Below are 18129 nucleotides of genomic sequence, written 5' to 3'. Positions count from 1 at the left end.
AGTAAGTGCCTTTACTTTGCAAGTTTTTTTATGTCATCCTCAATTTTAACCAAGGTCTCAATCAATAGCGATCGCCTCTTAAATACTATTGCAAAGTTAGGAACAATTGGTCAGTTGGCTAATGGAGGTGTTCAACGTATAGCTTTTAGTCCCGCCGATGTTAAAGCTCGTGACTTAGTACAGCAATGGATGGCTGAAACTGGAATGCAGGTTAGAGTTGATACTGCTGGTAATATCATCGGTCGCTATAGTAGTAAAAATTCAAATGGCAAAAATCCAGACCTGCCTGCAATCGCTACGGGTTCCCATCTTGATACTGTGCCTAATGGGGGGCTTTATGATGGGGCATACGGGGTCTTAGCAGCTATAGAAGTGGTGCGATCGCTCCAAGAAAGTTCTGTACAACTCAACCATCCCTTAGAAGTAATTGTCTTTACCGATGAAGAAGGAAGCATGATCGGCTGTAAAGCAATGGCTGGGAGCCTGATTCCAGATCTGCAAAATTACGGTGGACTAGACATTCAGTCCTGTTTAAGTAGAATTGGTGGAAACTGGGAGCAAATTATGCAGGCAAAACGCCACCGATCAGAACTGGCTGCTTTTGTAGAACTGCATATTGAACAAGGTCCAGTATTAGAAAGTGCTGAAGTCCAAATTGGAGTTGTGGAAGGAATCGTAGGGCAACGGCGTTTTAAAATTATTGTTAAAGGTAGTGCTAGTCATGCAGGAACTACACCCATGTCCATGCGTCAAGATGCCCTCGTTGCCGCCGCACAGGTAGTATTAAGTATAAATCACTTAGCAAATCTACCCGGACAACAAGTGGCAACCGTAGGCAGAGTGATAGTTAAACCCAATGCCCCTAATACAATTCCTGATTTTGTGGAAATGTCTTTGGATATTCGGGATTTATCCGATCGGCACCTAGATCATTTATTGGAAATATTAACTGCCGATCTTAAAGCGATCGCCACAGCAACCAAAACAGAAATTAGTTTGCACCCGTATATGCAAAACCAACCTGCGCTATGCAATTCCGTAATTCAATCTGCGATCGCTGAAACCTGTGAAGATTTAGGGCTAACCTATCTACATTTACCGAGTCGGGCGGGACATGATGCTCAAGAAATGGCGAAGCTGACAGCAATGGGAATGATTTTTGTGCCAAGTCAAAATGGCGTAAGTCATTCTGAAACTGAGTTTACCTCCCCAGAGCTTTGTATCCAAGGTGCCAATGTGCTTTTACACACTATTTTGAAACTAGACAGCTATTTTTCTAAATCCATACCTTGAGCTAAAGTCTTTTGTAAACGGACTACACAGACCCAAACTATTAAAGCAATTAAAGCAAATATTCCAAATCTTAAAACCCAATCTATTAACTTATCTAAGGGAATAAAGCTGCCCGTAAAATAAGCAAGAGCAGTCATAATTGTTCCCCAGGAGATCGCACCTAGAGCATTAAAAAATAAAAACCGCCGATAGGGCATACCAGTTAGTCCAGCCATAGGACCAGCAAAAATTCTTAGCAGCGCAATAAATCTACCAAAAAATACAGCCCGATCTGAATTAGCAGTAAATTTTTCTCTGGCTTTGACTACTTCCTCAGCCTCAATTTTAAATATCTTAGCCACAGATTCCACTAAGTTCATCCCACCCCATCGTCCAAGCCAATAGCCTGCACTATCGCCAATAATAGCTCCACTGACTGCGGCACCCAGCACAAAGGGATATTTTAATTCCCCACTACCTGCTAAAAATCCCCCTACTAAGGTAATAGTCTCACCGGGGATCGGAATTCCCGCATTTTCTAGCATGATTCCCAGAAATATTACTCCATATCCATAATTCTGGACTAGGTCTTTCACATGTTCAAGCGTCAGAAAGTCGAAGGTCATTTAAAAAGTTTATAATTCTTAGCTTAATAAGTATATCTCCAAGTCATGGCTCATTCCTTAAAAGCTCTAAGCTTACTCTTTAGTCATCAGATCACCAAGATTAAAGATTACTAAAGCAATCCTCATTATGAAAATTATTAATGAGCGATCGCTAAAATAATTGAGAATCCAGACATGATTTATTCAGTACTTTCCCCTTGGAGTAATGCTAAATTAAAGCATTGTCAAATCTGAAGTAGGGTTATGAGTAGCCCAATTAGTCAATGTCTTAACCCTGAGTGTCTAAGCCAAAATCAGTTTAGTATAAAGTTCTGCGTGAAGTGCGGACATAAATTGCTATTAGGTGATCGCTATTTAGCAAGTAAAATTATTGGTAGTGGAGGATTTGGCGGAACTTTTCTAGCAGTCGATGAGCAAAAGCCATCAAAACCCAAATGCGTAATCAAACAATTTTTCCCTCAAGCTCAAGGTACAGATAATGCTGAGAAGGCAAAACAGTTATTTGATAAAGAGGCTATAGAGCCTGTTTCATATCTCATGAGTAGCAATTCTTTTTAGCATCAAGCGAATAAAGCAAAGATTGAGTTTAGCTGTAGCATTAACGAGAGTTCTCTCAAAGTTCTTAACTAAGATTTTGCATCTTTCAACCCAATTACCCACCTTGTCGGCACAACTACAAACCCAGACAGACCTTTTTCTGCCTGCTTTTGCTTTGATACCTTAGGAGAAATTTCAAACCTAATCTTAGTCATAATCTCAGGATAAACCTTCTGTAAATCAGTCGTCAATTTTTCGATATGATAACCACTATCCAGCAATATCGTAGTTAGCGTAATGTCATCTGGCTTCGATTTGAAGTAATCAATGTTAAACGTTAACATCTCAATCAGTCCTTGGTCATCTGATACATTTGCTCTTGTTAAATACGTGAAAAAAGGAAATCCCAGTATGTCAACTGCTAAATGTCTTTTGATCCCGTTAGTTGCTTTGTAGGAGCAGAAGCCCTTGGATTCTATACTTGCATTACAAGTATTTTTCACTGCTTGTGAGTCAATGATGATTAAAGTTGTCCATTTTGATTTTTTTTGACTGTTCACGGGCTGTTGAATGCAAAGCTTCCATAATCGCAGTAAATGTACCTGTATCTTTCCACTCCTTGTAGTATCGATACACTGTAGAGAATGGTGGTAAGTCTCGGGGCATATCTCGCCAATTACAACCGTTTTTGAGTTGGTAGAGTATGCCGTCTAAAATTTGTCTTTTTGTCCAAGTTGGCGGTCTAGTTTGCTTTTTCTTTGGGAGCAATGGTTCTATAATTTCCCATTCTTTATCTGTTAGGCTACTTGAGTATGGATTTAGCATTTTCTAAGTATCATACATCTTGCTCATAATAGATATGAAACAGGCTCTATACAAATTAGAGATCAGCGAAAGTGAAGAAGAGCTAAAACATATGCTGAGAGTGCAAAAGACCGCATCAGATAAAGAAAGAATTCAGATGCTGTATCTGTTAAAAACAAAACAAGCAAGCACAATCCAGACAGCATCGACAATACTGGGACGGCATCGAGTTACATTGCAAGATTGGTTAGGGAATTATCGCAAAGGGGGAATAGTAGGACTATTAGGACATAAACCTAGAACAGGGCGAAAACAGAGTATTCCACAATGGGCGCAGAAAGCATTGATAAAAAAGCTGGAAGAAGCAGAAGGCTTTGAAAGTTATGGGCAGATCTGCCAATGGTTAGAGAACCAATTAGGAATCAAATCAAACTATAAAACTGTGCATCATCTAGTCCGATATCGGCTGAAAGCCAGACCGAAAGTGACACGTCCAGTCAGTGCAGGAAAGTCAGAAGAGCAAGTAGAAGCATATAAAAAAACCTTGCCAGTAATATAAGCATGATTGCATGGTTCGGCATTAATATAATCGGACTAAATGGCAAAGTGAGATTCTTTTGTCAAGATGAAACACGAATTGGGTTAAAGACAATTAGTGGAAGGAAGATCACAGCAAGAGGAGTCAAACCCAAAGGTAAAGTTCAGTGGCAGTTTAAGGCAACTTACCTCTATCGAATTGTAGAACCATCAACAGGGGAAAGCTTTTTCTATGAATTTACTCACCTTAATAGTGAATGCTTCCAAGTATTTCTGAACTTAGTAAGCACATATTTTCAAGGTGACATCATCGTTATGCAAGTGGATCAAGCAGGAGCACACAGAGCAAAACGGTTAAAGATTCCTAAAAATATTATTTTGCTATTTCAGCCTGCCCATGCACCTGAGACTAATCCCATTGAAAGAGTGTGGCAGCATTTCAAATTAGGGTTGAGGTGGAAACTGCCAAAAGATCTTGACCAGTTGCGTGCATTAATGCGGGAAAGGTTAGAAGTTATGACTCAGGAGGTAATTGCTTCGATTGTTGGGTGGGATTATATTTTAGAGGCTTTATCTGTAGCTCGTATTTAACGATTTGGTATAATGCAAGTATAGAATCCAAGGGCTTCTGCTCCTACAAAGCAACTAACGGGATCAAAAGACATTTAGCCGTTGACATACTGGGATTTCCTTTCTTTACCTATTTAACAAGAGCAAATGTATCAGATGACCAAGGACTGATTGAGATGTTAACGTTTAACATTGATTACTTCAAATCGAAGCCAGATGACATTACCCTAACTACGATATTGCTGGATAGTGGTTATCATATCGAAAAATTGACGACTGATTTACAGAAGGTTTATCCTGAGATTATGACTAAGATTAGGTTTGAAATTTCTCCTAAGGTATCAAAGCAACAGAAGGCAGAAAAAGGTCTGTCTGGGTTTGTAGTTGTGCCGACAAGGTGGATACTTGGGTTGAAAGATGCAAAATCTTAGTTAAGAACTTTGAGAGAACTCTCGTTAATGCTACAGCTAAACTCAATCTTTGCTTTATTCGCTTGATGCTAAAAACAATTGCTACTCATGAGATATGAAACAGGCTCTATATCAACCATTCTGTTAAAGCTTCAGAATTAGCTCCTGATCTCAATACTTCCAAAAAAGCTGTAAATAATTATATTGGTCATGATGTTAATGATAGCAGCAGTAACAAGCTACTAATCGTCAGGGATAGTAGTATTTTATCCTTACGTCAACTTAGACAACAGTATCTTTATACAAGTGCCTACCATTATTGGAATTATGTATCCCAAATTTCTGAGTCTGTAGATTTACAAAAATATCAAGTAGTGCTTATTGATTTAGATGCTTTTACTCCTGCTGCAAGGATTCCCATTGAATTTAGGAAGAGCGATCGCACATCTAAGTTAATTCCAATTCTAGATACTTGAAAAATCGGAACCTATGACAGACTAAACCTGCCTTTCGATCCAAAGACAGTATATAAAAAAATATGCGATCACTTAGCCCAAGAAATAATTAATAAAAATTCAGCGATCGCTTCTACTGCTCTAAACTCTATCTCAAAATATTTACAGGAGATTAATTTCTTCACCATCTTAGAAGAATACTTGGCAACCAACACTCAGTCAAGCAATTTCTTCCAAGCCGTAAAGCCTATTTTAAGTAACAATTCCAGAAATATTAGTTTTCTAATAAAGTTTTTTCATAATAATCAGGACTACTATACTAAGGCTGAATTAGAAATTGACCAGATTGATAAGATAGTAACTGAAACAATAAATTGTGGAGCTTTATTAGATTATGCTCGTACAAATTCAAACTATAAGATTGTTTTAATTAGCCAATATAACTTTTTACCTAAGTTTTGTAATTCTCTTTCTTTAGGCTTTTGTTTGCCAAATTTAAATAAAGCTGAATTTGATCGAGTTTGGTAAGAGAAGAAGGTAACTAACTTTCCTCTTTTTGGACAATATTTAGATAAAATCTCTTTTGAAGTCGGTAGTTCTGATGAAGATTGGATAGATGTGCCCAGTGAAATGGATATTAAAGTTAATCCAATTTCTTACGAGGGATAATCAAAAAGTCGAGAATTTGTTGCTAAGTATCAAAAAGGTAGTCGTATCATAGATAAATTTAGTATGGCTGGTCGATCTGTTCAGCTACCCATAAGGGTTAATGATAAAAATATATTTAAGAATTCAAAGGAGCAAGCTTATCAGATAACAGACACAAGTATTAGTGCACAGGATTCTAACTTCAGTAATAATGTACAGATTTTTTTTGTAAGTTTAGGCAATCCACCTATTCTAATAGTTAAAGATGAGCAAGCACGTAAGCTGGATTCTGAGTTTTTAGACAGAAGTGAAGTTTCCATCAAAGGCTATCTAACTGTGTCTGAAATTATTGAAAGCCGTCAATATAAATCCAGGAATAAAATTGAATTACTTTATAATTTAGATATTAGTAAATTAGAAGAGCTATTAATAAATCTAAGAGAATCTTTAAGGTTAAGAAATAATAAATTACGAAAGATAATTGATGATTCTAAAAGATTAATTCATCGGAGTATGTGAGATGGAACAGATGCTCTTATTAACATCATGCCTAATTCTGAGTTATGTCTAACACGTCTCTTTCAAAAGTTGGAATTGATTGAATTAGTAAGGTTTATGATTAATTTACTAAATAGTCATAGCTTTATTTCATCTGATATTGAAATACTTAAGCAGGCATTAATGTTTGTTGGAAAGCTGTATATGTTTACGCAACAGGTCCCAGAAACCGAATTATTAAAATTTTATGATAGGAATCTCTTGACTAAAGTTTCAAATCATGTTGAGGATAATAATAATTTTATAAAACTTAAAGATGAGTATTTAAGATTCTTAGCAAGAGTAGCAACTACACCAAGACTACAGTTAGCTTACTTTCAATTATTCTTCGATCAATTTGGCAACGATCAAGCATATTTGTTAGATGTATATATGTGGGGCTATAGTCGCATACTCCTTTGGTATTCAAATTATAATTATGGACAATACAATGATTATCAAGCACATACTAAAGCAATTATTTCGAGGCTAATGTCTATGCCTTTCTTTATTAGTAGAACGCTTATTCTTAGATCTCAAAGAGATGAACAAGAGAGAAACTATCAGTACAAACAAAATTCTTTACTAGCACTTATTTATCTTTTTAGTTTTAGAGGTGTAAACCAAAAATTCTTACATAAAAGATCAGAAGATTTTATTCATGCTAGAAAGCTAATAGATTTGTTTGAGCAAAGAAATGAACGAATTATCTTAAAAGCTGTCAGTGAGAACAAAACTCTCTCTCAGATTTTTAGCGAGTTTATTAATGAGGTTGAAACCTCTGAGGATAAAATTAATTTACTCCAAAGAATTGAGTAGAACAATTATTCAAGCTTGGGCGATTGCTTTGTTAATCCTAGATCAGTTCGCCTGTAGTAAAGTTAATATGGCATTCTAAAGGCATCTACATCTGGGATAATTAATGGATTTACGCAGTTTACTAGCAATTTCTAAGGGTACTCAAGCAGAACGGGTAGAGGCATTGCGATCGCTCTTAGGGTATCCAATCAAAGAGCGTGATGTTAGTGGTTCAAAATATTGGTACTTGCGTCCAGGGGTTAATAGTGCGGAAGCTGAGGATACTTGCCCGATCGCAGTGGGGTTTTATGCTGAGTGCGATCGCTTAAGTAAGAGTGAAATTAAAGCTTTTTTTACTGATCAAGTCCAGCAACAAGAAACCTATGGGCATTACACCAATCAAATAGCGGCGCAGCAGCCTGTAATGTATTTGCTATTGCCTGAAGGTGAGCAGATGGGGCGGGTAACTTTTGTATTGCCGATTGAGGGTGGTATCCGTCAGCGTCAAGTTGAGAGTTTTGGGTGGGATAAGCAGGAATTATTAGGACGGTTGAGCCGTTTGCAACAGGGGCAATTACCGATCGCCGCTAGAGCTTTAGTATCGATACCATTGGTGGAGTGGGTATTTTATGAAGCTGCCCACACGGCAAAAGAACTGGCTCAACTTTTGGCAGAGGTGACAAGGCGGATGGAACAGGCGTTACCTTTAGCTTATGAGGCGGAGGGTGTAGATGGTTATTTACATAATCTGCTAGAGAGTTTTCAGCGTGAGTTGTTGCCTAATTTGAAGCTTAAGGCTGAGAACGAGAAGGATTATAGCTTTGCTGATATTTATGCCCAGACGATCGCCTATGGACTTTTTACAGCTAGAGTATTCAGTCATGTGCATGATCCTAAAGCCGATTTTAACCGTCAGGGTGCATGGCAGCAATTGCCAGAGACTAACCCTTTTTTAAGAAAGCTATTTCAGGATGTGTCTGAAAGGTCTCTCGAAGAATTGGGGGATGAGCTGGTTGAGAGTATTGCTGAGGTGTTTGGTATCCTCCGAGCGGCAAAGATGGATGCAATTCTCTCGGATTTTCGGCAGAAGATGAATCGAGAAGATATTGTCATTCGGTTTTATGAGGATTTCTTGGCGGCGTATAAGCCGAAGATGCGTGAGGGGCGAGGAGTTTATTATACGCCTGAGCCTGTAGTGTCATACATGGTGCGCTGTGTAGATATTTTGCTAAAGGAGAAGTTTAATAAGCCCCTAGGTTTAGCCGATCCAGAGGTGATGATTCTCGATCCTGCTTGTGGGACGGGGACGTTTTTGTTATGGATTTTTAAGTTGATTGAGGAGCGTTTTAAAAATGATGGTGAGGCGCGATCGCTAATTAAACAAAAGCTTGGTAATATTTCATGGTCAAACTATGTGAAGGATAATTTATTGCCCCGTGTATTTGGGTTTGAGTTGTTGATGGCTCCCTATGCGATTTGTCATTTGAAGTTGGGTTTGTTTTTGGAGGAGTCGGGTTATGCGTTTGATAGCGATCAAAGGTTAGGGGTTTATCTGACGAATACGCTTGATGACGCTAAACGGCAATCGGAAAGTTTATTTAAGGAGTTTATTGCTGAAGAATCCAACGAAGCGGCTGGGGTCAAGCTAGATATTCCTGTCATGGTGGTGATTGGCAATCCTCCTTATTCGGGACATTCGGAAAATAAGAGCGAGTGGGTTGGGAGTTTGGTGAAGGATTATTATTTTGTAGATGGGTTGCCTTTGGGAGAGAAAAATCCAAAATGGTTGCAGGATGACTATGTGAAGTTTATTCGCTTTTCACAGTGGCGAATTGATAAGACGGGGAAAGGGATTTTGTCTTTTGTGACTAATCACGGTTATTTGGATAATCCTACTTTTCGGGGAATGCGTCAGAGTTTGGCGAAGAGCTTTAATTGGATAAGGATTTTGGATTTGCATGGTAATTCTAAAAAGAAGGAGACGGCGATCGATGGCACAAAGGATGAAAATGTGTTTGATATTCAGCAGGGCGTGGCAGTTTGTATGATGGCAAAGGAGGTAAATCCATGAAATACCGAATTTACATGGATGTTTGCTGTCTAAATCGTCCTTTTGATGACCAATCACAACAACGGATTAAACTTGAAACAGAAGCAATTGATGAGCTTACGGAGCGATGTGTATCAGGAGAATTTGTTTTGATTAGAAGTACAGCACTTGAATCCGAAATTGCTCAAAATCGAAAGCCCAATATCGCTGAACAGGTTATGGAGGCTTTGTCGATCGCCCAAGATAGAATATTAGTTACAGAATCAATTGTCAGTAGGGCTATGGAGCTAATCCAATTGGGCTTTAAACAGTTTGATGCTTTGCATATTGCTTGTGCTGAAAGCGGAAATGTTGATATTTTTCTGACAACTGACGATCGCTTGCTGAAGAAGGCAATAGCCTATGAAAAAACACTTAAAGTCAGCGTAGCTAATCCTGTCATTTGGTTAATGAATATTGCAATACAAGAAGGAGAATAAAATAATGACCGCAGTTGAACTCACAAGAAAAGGCTTTAAAGCGTTGGTTGATACACTTGGCTATGTCGATGCTGTCAGGTTTCTGAGATTATTTGATCAAGGTAGTGGTGACTATACTGCGGAGCGTCATCAATGGCTAGATCAGATGAGTATGGATGATATTTTGGCTGATATCCGCAAGCGTCAGGAAAATTCTTAAAAGGAGTTACATAGGTTATGACTGTCAAAGAATTACTAATCAATGAAATTGATGCAATGTCAGACTTAGAGCTTGCGAAAGCTCTTGATGTGATCCGATCGCTTAGGTCTATCAGTACCCAACAAAAAACAGCACCTTCTCAAGACAAGAAAGCAGAGATTATTCGTTCCCTTCGTGGTAAGTATGCTCATGTTCAGACCAGTAGCGAACTGTTTGCCCAGAGAAAACAGGAAGAGATCGATTGGGAGGATAGAAATCAATGATTTTAAATATAGGACTTACGCAGAAGAATGATTTGAGGGAGAGCAATGTCAAAAAAGTTTACTACCCTAGATTATTGTCAGTACTTGCTAAGTAGTCAAATAAACTACACAATCACGAATTTAGCAGAACATATAGAAGGACATAGCCATGACAAGATCAACCGATATTTGGCATCCCAGAGATTAACACCGAGATTGCTATGGCAGAATGTGAAATCAACAATTGTGTCAGATGAAGCCGAGTATATGTACGTGCTGTTTGACGACACAGTATTAGATAAACGCCATGCCAAAAGACAATACAGTGGCAACGAACATGGAATTGTGCAAGGTATAGGGGTGGTCAACTGTGTGTATGTAAATGTCAAACGGCAAGAATTTTGGGTAGTAGACTATCGGGTTTATGACCCAAATGGTGATGGCAAGAGTAAATTAGATCATGTGTCCGATATGCTTAAAGGGTTGATCAATATCAAACAATTACCATTTCAGACGGTGCTGATGGATAGTTGGTATGCCACACAACGACTGATGGCAGAAATTGATAACTTCGGCAAGATTTATTACTGTCCACTCAAGTCCAATCGCCTAGTTGATGATAGTGGTGGAGTGGAAAAATATAAACGCATTGACCAGTTAACTTGGTCTGAACAGGAACTGTTGCAGGGAAAATTGGTCAAAATCAATAAATTCCCCAAAGATAAGAAGGGGAACCTATTCTGGGTCACTGTTTCTCCAAGCAGGACAGAATTTGTCGTGACCAACGACTTAACTCAAGACTACACCCCTGAAGTACTAGCTATTTGCTCCATAAGGTGGAAGATTGAGGAATTTCATCGTGAACTCAAACAACTGACTGGTGTTGAAGCTTGCCAATGCCGTAAGTCTAGAATTCAGCGTAATCATATTGCTTGTGCCATGCTAGTGTGGAATCACCTCAAGCGTTTGGCTTTTCAAGCAGGTAAGACTATCTACCAAATCAAGTTTGGACTTTTATCTGATTACTTAAAATCTCAACTCATAAATCCTTCTATTTCTATGATTCTTGCGTAAGTCCTATATTAGAGAAGCTACAAGAAAACCTGAAGAAGAAGAGAAGCAAAAGTCTCTAAATCCCTCAGAGACAGACAAGCTAAATGCGTTTTCATTTCTTAGCATAGTTCAAGAGAAATTTCCCCACTATAATTTCCAACCTTATAAAGTTGATGGATTTGTTACTGAAGTTTTAACGTTTGAAGAAAATCTTACCCCAAGTAAATTCAAGCAAGAGATAATTGAGAAAGGATTTGATTTAGTTGATAAGTATAAAGCCTATATTAGTGACGGGATCAGGCATCCTTTTAATCCGTACACGGAGATAAGACATCTTTGTTATTTATCTGATAAAAGTAAGTATCAAAGAATCTTATATAATGATCAAAGAAGTACCTTTGATAACTGGCTTCATGAGAACGCTTGAGTTAAAAATATAGTATCAAGAATTTTTGAATTTATGATTTAAACGCCTAGGGATTTTATCCATGATCGGGGTTGTTGACTTTGGGAAATGCGGAACGCATACCAAAGATAATTGACTTGCTGAAAATCATCGACTCAGAAATTTAGCCCATGAAAATGGTGATTGTTACAAGCTATTTCAGCCTCCTCCTGAACATGAGGTAATTCGGACTATTGGCGGTGAGGTGGCAAGGCTTCAGGCTCAATGGTTGATTACGCATCATCCAAGATATAGGGAGTCGGCGATCTCTGAGGCTAACAAACTAGGGCTGATTGTTGATAAGCAAGGAATTAGGCTTTCCCGTGTTGAAAATCCAGATCAACCTTTGTTTGAATGGGAGGCTTTTTGAGTATGAAACATCTCGATCTGTTCTCTGGCATTGGCGGCTTTACTCTGGCGGCTCAAGCCCTTGGCATAGAAACAATCCAATTTGTCGAAATTCAGGATTATTGCTGCCATGTCCTTACTAAAAACTTCCCCAATATCCCCATTCACCAAGACATCCATACCTTCCATGCCGAACCCAATCAATATGACCTCATCACTGGCGGATCTCCATGCCAAGACCTCAGCCTTGCTGGAGCCAGAACTGGAATCACGGGAGAGAGATCTTCTCTCTGGTTTGAAATGCTCCGAGTCATCAATGAGGCAAGACCCAAGTTCGTGGTCTGGGAAAACGTCAAGGGGGCAATCTACACAGGCGGACTTACCGAAGTCTTGCGAGGACTCAGTAGAATTGGCTATTTGTTTGATGTGGAGATCCTATCGGCTGCGGAAATCGGTGCGCCGCATCTGCGGGAAAGGGTTTTTGTGGTTGCCTACGCCTATGAGTTATTCAGGAAAACGCCGTCCTGATCAAACCAAGTTAGATCGGAAATTAAGGCTGTTACCTACACCGACAGCTTCTCAAGGCGGGGACTTTCCCAAGCGGGTAAAGGCTTATCTGCCCAGTGGTCAAGTGTTGAATCCCCAGTTTGTGGAGTGGCTCATGGGTTATCCAAAAGATTAGACAGACTTGCAGTGTTAGGTAATTCGGTTGTGCCTACTGTGGCGGCGATCGCTTTGAAAAGAGTTTTATTTTTAGAATCTTGGATAGACAAATGACACCTAAATTTTTAGATAAACATAAAGCATCTGAGTTAATCAGCCTAAGTGAGCATACTTTGAAGCAGAAGCGCAGCGTAGGTGAGTTTATTGAAGGCTTACATTATGTTAGGCTCGGTCGTACATCTTTAAGGTATAACTCTGAGGTGTTACTAATTTGGATGCAATACCGCAATGATGCTCCTGCTTACCAAAGAGCGATCGAAGCGTATTTAAATTTACAGCCAGACAATCAAGACAAGATTGCTGGGAGAAAGAAACGGTAGGAAGCTGGTAGGATATTTTTACCAATTTCCTGAAAGGTAAGCCCTCAATGGGATTTGAACCCATGACCTTCTCCTTACCAAGGAGATGCTCTACCCCTGAGCCATGAGGGCAATTTGTTTTGACTAACCTCAGCTTTGTAAGTATCGCATACTTTTTGGTTCGATTAATCAAAAATTTTTTTAGTTCCGTAAAAAATTATAAATTTCGCTAAGGGATCAAAGGAATTGGCGTGCTGCGGGTGAATTGGTCGTAGGCAGTCACTAAATTACTAGGCAAATTAGGAATTTCCGCCGCATACAGAGGTTTGAATTTGTAGTCTTTATAGGTATCAGGGATTTTACTGGATTCAGCGATCGCCTGCTCTTTAGATAAACCTCTTGCTTTCCAACTTAGTGCTAGTTTTTCCAAATCATTAAAATAGGCTTGTAGCTGTTGAAGGGAAGAGCGATCGCCAACCTCACCATGACCGGGTACAATTTTTGCCTCTGGATAGGTAGAAATTAATCGATACAAACTGCCCTGCCAAGCCCTGATATCTCCATCACCAACAAAGGGTATACGACCATTAAATAAAATATCTCCGCTAAATAAAACCTTAGCATCAGGAACATAAGCAGTAATATCAGTACCACTAGAATGTCCTTCAGCCCTTTCGATTTTGACTTGGCGATCGCCTAGCCACAAATTAGTTTCACTATTAACAATAAGATCGGGCGGGATTGGGTTAGAATCTTGGGCATTTGGACCCCTCCGATTGAGCATATACTCACGAATGGTACCTCGTCCGACAATGGGAATACCTAGAGACCTTGCGGCAATATTTCCACCTGTGTGATCATTATGGTAATGGGTATTCAATACATACTTGATTGGTTTATCGGTCAGGGTTTTTACAGTTGCAAACAGTAAATTTGCTAAAGCTGGGGTGTGAAAAGGATCAATGACAAGCACACTATCACTACCAATCACTATGCCACCATTACAAATTGCTAAGTCACTACTGGCGGGAGGGAGATCAACACTAGCGATTAAGCCGTATATCCCAGAACCAAGTTCTTGTAGTTTAAGTCCTGCTTTAGCTAGACCAGCATTAACATTTATTTGCGGAATATTCTGAGCATTAGCCGCATTAAAAGCATTAAATTGATTTCCCCCAGCTACTACAAGCAAAGTAATTAGGGCTGCTAGGACAAAACTGGCTAATTTTTTCATACTTACTTTTTTAGTCTTTATGGTGTGGGATTAGAGAACTGAATTACTTTAAAATTAAAAACTAATTAAAGATTACTCTAAAAAAAAGACCCGAACGCTACGCCTATCTCAAGCATCCCTTAGTGCTGCTGTTTCATTCCTGACACGGTTCGGGTGTTGCGATCGCATAGATTCGGATCAGTAACTACTCTAGCATTAACCGTCGGGCATATAAACAATCAGCAAGGAATTAAAGTAAATTAATTAGCCTGAAATAGCTCAAATATATCTCGATAAACCCGCCTCAGCTTATTAGCAAATACCTCATTAGGGGGAAAGTCTCCAACAAATTCCCAATTTTCAACTGTAGAAAGACTCCACTGCTTGCCCTGATAACCAAAGCCTGAAGATTCAATACCAATTAGCTTACCTTCATAAAACCTGATCTGTAATAACACACTACGACTGGTAATATTTTTATTTACGCCCGGGAAGTTAAAGCTAATATCAATGGAGTCAGGATCAACAAGCTCGCGGGTACAGGAATCATCTGCCCAAGGACTTAAATCTGCCTTAGCAATGGGAAATTGGTGCTTAAATAATGAGGCGATCGCCGCAATTTTGGTGGCTACTTCAATACTATTAGCCTTTTCGGTTGCATTCATGCGTTCTACTTTTTAACATAGCTTAGGGTCTTGGCTTAGAATAGTATTGTAAGCCCTCAAGAATAGTCTGCATCTTAGGCAACTATAATTGTCTGTTAATTGTTGGTCTGAACTTAGGATTATTAGGATTTTATAGTATTCAGTTAAGGCGAAAATGAGGCTATGACCATTAATGTGGATTCTAAATTAGCTCAATTAATCGGCGAGCAAGGCATCCCTGAGCCTCGTATAATTCTCAAATATTCTCAAACTTCAGTATGTTGGATTCTCACTTAACCGCAAAACTAGCGCACTTGCATCAGATATTTAAAGAATGTGAACGAGTTTTAGTTGCCTATTCGGGGGGAATTGATAGTACCTTGGTGGCAAAAGTTGCCTTTGATGTTTTAGGAGATCAAGCGATCGCCGTAACTGCAAATTCTCCTTCTCTCTTACCAACTGATTTAGAGTCCGCCATCACCCAAGCCGTAGAAATTGGCATAACCCATCAAGTGATTACAACGGCGGAGATGGAAAATCCCAATTACACTTCTAACCCTGTCAATCGTTGCTATTTTTGTAAAAGCGAATTGCACGATCGCCTTAAACCCCTTGCTCAAGAACTGGGTTACGATTATGTCATTGATGGCTTAAATGCTGATGATCTTAAGGACTATCGTCCTGGTATTGCCGCCGCAAAGGAAAGAGGGGTGCGATCGCCCTTAGCAGAAGTAGGAATTACTAAGCTAGAAGTGCGGATGCTATCTAAGTATTTGCATTTACCTTGGTGGAATAAACCATCTCAACCCTGCCTAAGTTCAAGATTTCCCTACGGGGAAAGTATCACGATCTCCAAGCTGCAAAGGGTAGGAAATGCGGAGCAACATCTCCGTACCTTAATGGGTAACGAAATCGATCTGCGGGTACGTTCCTATGGTGACACTGCCCAGATTGAAATCCCTGTCGAGGTAATTCCTAGTTTTGTGGCTGAAATTGACTTTTCCCAACTGGTATTATCTTTCAAACAATTTGGTTTCCAGACTGTGACCCTAGACCTAGAAGGCTTCCGCAGTGGCAAGCTTAATCAAGTCCTAGATCAAGTACTAGAAATGGGTAGTAAAACTTGAAATTCTGTACCCGTGCCATCCTCCAGCCAAGGCGATCGCAGGGAAATTTTACCTTTATGATTTTGACTGACAATTTGATGGGAAATAGCTAAGCCTAGTCCCTTGCCTTTACCTGTGTCTTTGGTCGCAAAAAAGTTTTCAAAAATCTTCGATTGAATTTCCTCAGGAATACCTGAACCATTATCAGCAACTTTAATCACTACCCAATTTTTACCTTCCGCAGTATAGGTACTTGTGGTAATTTCCACTCTAGGTTGCCAATCGGCTTCTTGGGGGAAGTTGGCGATCGCTGCCAAAGCATCAAGGGCATTACCAATCAAGTTCATAAATACCTGCACAAGTTGACTGGGGAAGCCAACGATATGGGGTAAAGTTGCATAATTCTTGGAGATCTCCACATTTTGCTTTAGTCGGGTGTTGAGAATTGCCAAGCTGTTTTCTATACACTCATTAATATCTATATCGTTGGACATGGTTTCTTCCATTTTGGAAAAAGTCTTTAGTCCCGCTACAATTTTTTTGAGTTGAGTCGTTCCCGCCACAATGCCATTAATAACCTTGGGCAAGTCCTCTAACACAAAGTCAATATTGACCGCGTCTTTAATCTCTGTGATTTGATCATTAATTTGATCTGTCAATTGGCTAGAGCTAACCCTTTGATTTTCATAGGCTTTAAGCACATCAATCAGGCTATGGGTATAGTCGGTGAGATACGTTAAATTACTGTATATGGTTTCCACTGGAGTGCCGATGTCATGGGAAACTTCGGAAACAATTTCGCCAAGGGTTGCCATTTTTTCAGTTTGCACCATCCGATCTTGGGTTTGCTCCCTAATTAACCTTGTTGCCAATTCATGGATTTGAGACTGAGCCACAAATAGATCATGGACATCAAGTAATTTATAGGTACCGTTGGATAAAACTACAATTGGTTCATAAATTAGCTCTGGCGATCGCCCTAAGCATTGCTGCGCTGAAGCAACTACTAGACTTTTGCCATCTAAAACCATAATCTCAGATTGGGCGGTTTCATAGAGAATTCTCAGAGGACGCTTAGAAAATAGCTCCAGGGAGTAGGGGCGACTCATATATTCCAAAAATCTCTGCCGTGAAATCATCCCCATATAATTGCCATTCTCAGTCAGAATGACACCGGGTAAAAGTGGATTGTCCTTAAAAGCATTACTGGCATTGATTCCCAAACTATCTAACTCGATCGCCAAATCATATAAGCTCAATTCATCCAAAGTTGAAGCAAGGGAAACATTAGGACTATCAGATGCTTGGGTTTCTTCTGTTTCAGCCGTAGCCATTACAATCATAGGAATCATTGCCATGCGACGTACTAGATCGGCGGTAGCAGTTTCTCTAATGCTTACTCCTTCAGGCTCAGTTGCTTGCACTTCCTGACTATCCAAAGCACTGGCTAACTGCTCTAGTTTTTCGGCATGGGGCTGAATTCCTAGTACTTCCAAAACCTTAGTCATACATTCCACTGCAGTTTGACTATGGAGACGGGGCAGTAAATCGATCGCTCCCTGTCTAATTGCCCACCTTAATCCCACACTTTTAACCTGATCTTCCCTAGGATTAGTGAGAATGACTTTGGTATCTGGATTATTATCTGCACACCAACGACAGACAGCCCTAGCTTGAAGAGACGTGGAGTTAGCCGTAGTAATGCCTATATCCATGAGTAATAGGTCTGGGAGTTGTTGTTGATTTTTACCAAGCTGCTCAAGCACTTCCACTAGATCGCTACTAGCAGGTTCCGTTGAAACTTCTATTCCCTGTGCTACTAATGCTGTCTGCCAAAACCTCTGCTGCTCCTCTGATAGCTGGGTCAACAATACTCGTTTTTGTAGCTCAGCCATATCCTTATCCCTCTGGAAATTAAGTCACACCTAATATCTTGGGCTGGTGGATAAACATTTGCAACTCACTAAGGATAATCTATTCTTAATCTAAACTTAACAGTATTCATTAACTGAGCCTAAATCCTAAAAACGGTACTAAGTTATTTAACAAAGCCCAGATAACTAGAGTTGAGGTTAAAAATACAAGGCTGAGACGCTATAGATATACCCAACTAATATCTTGATTTACAAATTAG

General features: G+C 39.5%; 25 protein-coding genes, 1 tRNA gene and 1 other RNA gene. 19 read left to right on the top strand and 8 right to left on the bottom strand.

The window, feature by feature from the left end; translation table 11 throughout:
* The first annotated feature begins 30 nt into the window (after nt 1–30).
* Nucleotides 31–1293 carry a Zn-dependent hydrolase gene (locus SYN7502_RS05770; RefSeq protein WP_015167935.1) on the top strand — a complete coding sequence of 421 codons (1263 nt, stop codon included), beginning with the start codon at nt 31–33 and terminating at the stop codon, nt 1291–1293.
* On the opposite strand, the gene SYN7502_RS05765 is transcribed toward SYN7502_RS05770, so the two are convergent.
* Nucleotides 1269–1898, bottom strand: coding sequence for a DedA family protein (locus SYN7502_RS05765; protein ID WP_015167934.1), 630 nt, complete (start codon nt 1896–1898; stop codon nt 1269–1271). The genes SYN7502_RS05770 and SYN7502_RS05765 overlap by 25 nt on opposite strands.
* Before the next feature lie 243 nt (nt 1899–2141).
* Here SYN7502_RS05765 and SYN7502_RS05760 point away from each other — a divergent pair, with 243 nt between their 5' ends.
* Nucleotides 2142–2456, top strand: coding sequence for a hypothetical protein (locus tag SYN7502_RS05760; protein ID WP_015167933.1), 315 nt, complete (start codon nt 2142–2144; stop codon nt 2454–2456).
* Nucleotides 2457–2524: 68 nt separating this feature from the next.
* Here the strand turns inward: SYN7502_RS05760 and SYN7502_RS05755 are convergent, their stop codons facing one another.
* A complete protein-coding gene (locus SYN7502_RS05755; protein WP_371257804.1) occupies nt 2525–2995 on the bottom strand; it encodes a transposase in 471 nt (156 codons plus the stop codon).
* Nucleotides 2949–3260, bottom strand: coding sequence for a transposase (locus SYN7502_RS05750; protein WP_015168135.1), 312 nt, complete (start codon nt 3258–3260; stop codon nt 2949–2951). The genes SYN7502_RS05755 and SYN7502_RS05750 overlap by 47 nt, the downstream gene beginning before the upstream one ends.
* Nucleotides 3261–3294: 34 nt before the next feature.
* On the opposite strand from SYN7502_RS05750, the gene SYN7502_RS20460 reads away from it, so the two are divergent.
* The 16 genes from SYN7502_RS20460 to SYN7502_RS05680 all read left to right on the top strand — a co-directional run bounded on the left by SYN7502_RS20460 (nt 3295) and on the right by SYN7502_RS05680 (nt 13053).
* A complete protein-coding gene (locus SYN7502_RS20460; protein WP_041429268.1) occupies nt 3295–3798 on the top strand; it encodes a helix-turn-helix domain-containing protein in 504 nt (167 codons plus the stop codon).
* 2 nt (nt 3799–3800) lie between these two features.
* The gene (locus SYN7502_RS20455) at nt 3801–4367 is read left to right on the top strand and encodes an IS630 family transposase (RefSeq protein ID WP_015168288.1); all 567 of its coding nucleotides are present in this window, start codon (nt 3801–3803) and stop codon (nt 4365–4367) included.
* Nucleotides 4325–4777 carry an IS5/IS1182 family transposase gene (locus SYN7502_RS05735; RefSeq protein ID WP_371257803.1) on the top strand — a complete coding sequence of 151 codons (453 nt, stop codon included), beginning with the start codon at nt 4325–4327 and terminating at the stop codon, nt 4775–4777. Before SYN7502_RS20455 ends, SYN7502_RS05735 begins: the two co-directional genes overlap by 43 nt.
* Nucleotides 4778–5412: 635 nt before the next feature.
* A complete protein-coding gene (locus SYN7502_RS05730) occupies nt 5413–5739 on the top strand; it encodes a hypothetical protein (RefSeq protein WP_041429266.1) in 327 nt (108 codons plus the stop codon).
* A 204-nt stretch (nt 5740–5943) separates the two neighbouring features.
* Entirely contained in the window at nt 5944–6378 is a 435-nt protein-coding gene (locus SYN7502_RS05725; protein ID WP_041429264.1) for a hypothetical protein, read from the top strand.
* Nucleotides 6379–6474: 96 nt separating this feature from the next.
* Entirely contained in the window at nt 6475–7215 is a 741-nt protein-coding gene (locus SYN7502_RS05720; RefSeq protein ID WP_041429263.1) for a hypothetical protein, read from the top strand.
* 103 nt (nt 7216–7318) lie between these two features.
* Nucleotides 7319–9265 carry an N-6 DNA methylase gene (locus SYN7502_RS05715; RefSeq protein WP_015167932.1) on the top strand — a complete coding sequence of 649 codons (1947 nt, stop codon included), beginning with the start codon at nt 7319–7321 and terminating at the stop codon, nt 9263–9265.
* A complete protein-coding gene (locus SYN7502_RS05710) occupies nt 9262–9723 on the top strand; it encodes a PIN domain-containing protein (RefSeq protein ID WP_015167931.1) in 462 nt (153 codons plus the stop codon). Before SYN7502_RS05715 ends, SYN7502_RS05710 begins: the two co-directional genes overlap by 4 nt.
* 4 nt (nt 9724–9727) lie before the next feature.
* On the top strand, nt 9728–9922 hold the full coding sequence (locus SYN7502_RS05705; RefSeq protein ID WP_015167930.1) for a hypothetical protein: 195 nt from the start codon (nt 9728–9730) through the stop codon (nt 9920–9922).
* 17 nt (nt 9923–9939) lie between these two features.
* The gene (locus SYN7502_RS05700) at nt 9940–10185 is read left to right on the top strand and encodes a hypothetical protein (protein WP_015167929.1); all 246 of its coding nucleotides are present in this window, start codon (nt 9940–9942) and stop codon (nt 10183–10185) included.
* 45 nt (nt 10186–10230) lie between these two features.
* A complete protein-coding gene (locus SYN7502_RS05695) occupies nt 10231–11238 on the top strand; it encodes an IS701 family transposase (protein WP_015167928.1) in 1008 nt (335 codons plus the stop codon).
* Nucleotides 11231–11644, top strand: a complete 414-nt coding sequence (locus tag SYN7502_RS05690; protein ID WP_051023585.1) for a hypothetical protein — start codon at nt 11231–11233, stop codon at nt 11642–11644. The genes SYN7502_RS05695 and SYN7502_RS05690 overlap by 8 nt, the downstream gene beginning before the upstream one ends.
* Nucleotides 11645–11867: 223 nt before the next feature.
* Nucleotides 11868–12032, top strand: coding sequence for a hypothetical protein (locus SYN7502_RS20125; protein WP_168130319.1), 165 nt, complete (start codon nt 11868–11870; stop codon nt 12030–12032).
* A 2-nt stretch (nt 12033–12034) separates the two neighbouring features.
* Nucleotides 12035–12538 carry a DNA cytosine methyltransferase gene (locus SYN7502_RS05685; RefSeq protein WP_015167927.1) on the top strand — a complete coding sequence of 168 codons (504 nt, stop codon included), beginning with the start codon at nt 12035–12037 and terminating at the stop codon, nt 12536–12538.
* On the top strand, nt 12510–12692 hold the full coding sequence (locus SYN7502_RS20915) for a hypothetical protein (RefSeq protein WP_015167926.1): 183 nt from the start codon (nt 12510–12512) through the stop codon (nt 12690–12692). The genes SYN7502_RS05685 and SYN7502_RS20915 overlap by 29 nt, the downstream gene beginning before the upstream one ends.
* A 91-nt stretch (nt 12693–12783) precedes the next feature.
* A complete protein-coding gene (locus SYN7502_RS05680; RefSeq protein WP_015167925.1) occupies nt 12784–13053 on the top strand; it encodes a hypothetical protein in 270 nt (89 codons plus the stop codon).
* Nucleotides 13054–13092: 39 nt separating this feature from the next.
* On the opposite strand, the gene SYN7502_RS05675 is transcribed toward SYN7502_RS05680, so the two are convergent.
* From SYN7502_RS05675 to SYN7502_RS05665, 4 genes are all read right to left on the bottom strand, one after another.
* A tRNA-Thr gene (locus SYN7502_RS05675) sits at nt 13093–13164 on the bottom strand.
* A 97-nt stretch (nt 13165–13261) separates the two neighbouring features.
* A complete protein-coding gene (locus SYN7502_RS05670; RefSeq protein ID WP_015167924.1) occupies nt 13262–14266 on the bottom strand; it encodes an MBL fold metallo-hydrolase in 1005 nt (334 codons plus the stop codon).
* Between the two features lie 84 nt (nt 14267–14350).
* Nucleotides 14351–14445, bottom strand: an RNA gene (gene ffs / locus SYN7502_RS18585) — signal recognition particle sRNA small type.
* A gap of 60 nt (nt 14446–14505) precedes the next feature.
* On the bottom strand, nt 14506–14910 hold the full coding sequence (locus SYN7502_RS05665; protein WP_015167923.1) for a hypothetical protein: 405 nt from the start codon (nt 14908–14910) through the stop codon (nt 14506–14508).
* A gap of 257 nt (nt 14911–15167) precedes the next feature.
* Here SYN7502_RS05665 and larE point away from each other — a divergent pair, with 257 nt between their 5' ends.
* Complete coding sequence (gene larE / locus SYN7502_RS05660; protein WP_015167921.1) at nt 15168–16016, top strand: ATP-dependent sacrificial sulfur transferase LarE; 849 nt, start codon at nt 15168–15170, stop codon at nt 16014–16016.
* On the opposite strand, the gene SYN7502_RS05655 is transcribed toward larE, so the two are convergent.
* Nucleotides 15986–17890, bottom strand: a complete 1905-nt coding sequence (locus SYN7502_RS05655; RefSeq protein WP_015167920.1) for a sensor histidine kinase — start codon at nt 17888–17890, stop codon at nt 15986–15988. The genes larE and SYN7502_RS05655 overlap by 31 nt on opposite strands.
* Between the last annotated feature and the right edge of the window lie 239 nt (nt 17891–18129).

The sequence above is a fragment of the Synechococcus sp. PCC 7502 genome (genome assembly GCF_000317085.1).
Taxonomy (GTDB): domain Bacteria; phylum Cyanobacteriota; class Cyanobacteriia; order Pseudanabaenales; family Pseudanabaenaceae; genus PCC-7502.
The sequence above is the reverse complement of the archived record's forward strand: the minus strand, read 5'-3'. Positions and strand labels throughout refer to the sequence as shown.